The 1,164-nt window shown below is 48.4% G+C and carries 1 protein-coding gene; it reads left to right on the top strand.

What is annotated here, in order from left to right; genetic code table 11:
• Positions 1 to 1,082 (top strand): ABC transporter ATP-binding protein (locus tag R7F67_RS24595; RefSeq protein WP_318057509.1); only part of this gene is annotated, 1,082 nt, incomplete at its 5' end.
• Positions 1,083 to 1,164 lie beyond the last annotated feature (82 nt).

Genomic DNA, 1,164 nt, shown 5'->3' with positions numbered 1-1,164 from the left:
ACGACATGGGTGGTGTTTCAAAGGTTATAGGCCGCGTGGCGGTGATGTACCGTGGCGATCTTGTTGAGTTTGGGCCAACGGCAAAAGGGTTGTGTAACCCAGGTCACCCATACACGCGCAGCTTGATTTCGGCGGTTCCTCGCTCAGACAGAAAGCTCGATCGTTTCCCTCTGGTGAGTTACATCGAAGAAGCGACAGAAATGAAGTCGCTGGACATCAAGAACCACTGGCTTGGTCAAAGCCAAGATCAGCGTGAGTACACTGGCCCGTTGTTGGATGTGAAAAACGTCAACCTAAGGTTTGTGACTAAGGACTCTTTGTTTGAAAGCCGCCGTGAGTACGTGCAGGCATCGAACAATGTGAGTTTTGAGGTGCACGAAGGTGAGACGTTTGGTCTGGTGGGTGAGTCAGGTTCGGGTAAGTCGACCATCGCGCGCGTGATTGCTGGCTTGTATGAGCCAAACTCTGGCCAAGTGAAATTTGAAGGCATCGATCTCACGGCGATGAAGTCGGAAAAAGAGCGTCGTCCGATGCAACGTCAAATGCAGATGGTGTTCCAAAACCCATACACGTCTATTAACCCTCGTATGAAGGTGGCAGACATTATTGCCGAGCCAATTCGTTTCCATAAACTCACCAAGAATGAAGCAGAAACACGTCAAATCGTAAATGATTTGCTTGATCATGTTGGTTTGGGTCGCATGGCTGGCGTGAAATATCCTCATGAATTCTCTGGTGGTCAGCGTCAGCGTATTTCGATTGCGCGCGCTCTGGCAACTCGTCCTCGACTTTTGATTTGTGATGAACCGACATCAGCGTTGGATGTGTCGGTACAGGCACAAATTCTGAACTTGCTAAAAGATCTGCAAAGTGAACTGAACCTAACGATGTTGTTTATCAGTCACGATTTACCGGTGATTCGTCAGATGTGTGACCGAGTAGGTGTAATGCAGATGGGCACGTTATTGGAAGTCGCGCCTACCGAGCAGCTCTTTACTGCTCCACAGCACGAATACAGCAAAAAATTGATCTCTCTGATGCCTGAATTTACGGGCTTGCGAGAAGAAATCAAAACGGCATAAACCAAGTATTTCGCTTGGCTGATCTTTAGTCATTATAAAGACGCAAACACAATAACAAGGGATCCGGATCCCCGCATGAAGG

This window comes from Vibrio sp. YT-17 (genome assembly GCF_033337375.1).
Classification (GTDB): domain Bacteria; phylum Pseudomonadota; class Gammaproteobacteria; order Enterobacterales; family Vibrionaceae; genus Vibrio; species Vibrio alginolyticus.
Note: the sequence above shows the minus strand (reverse complement) of the source record. Positions and strands in the feature narration are given on the sequence as shown.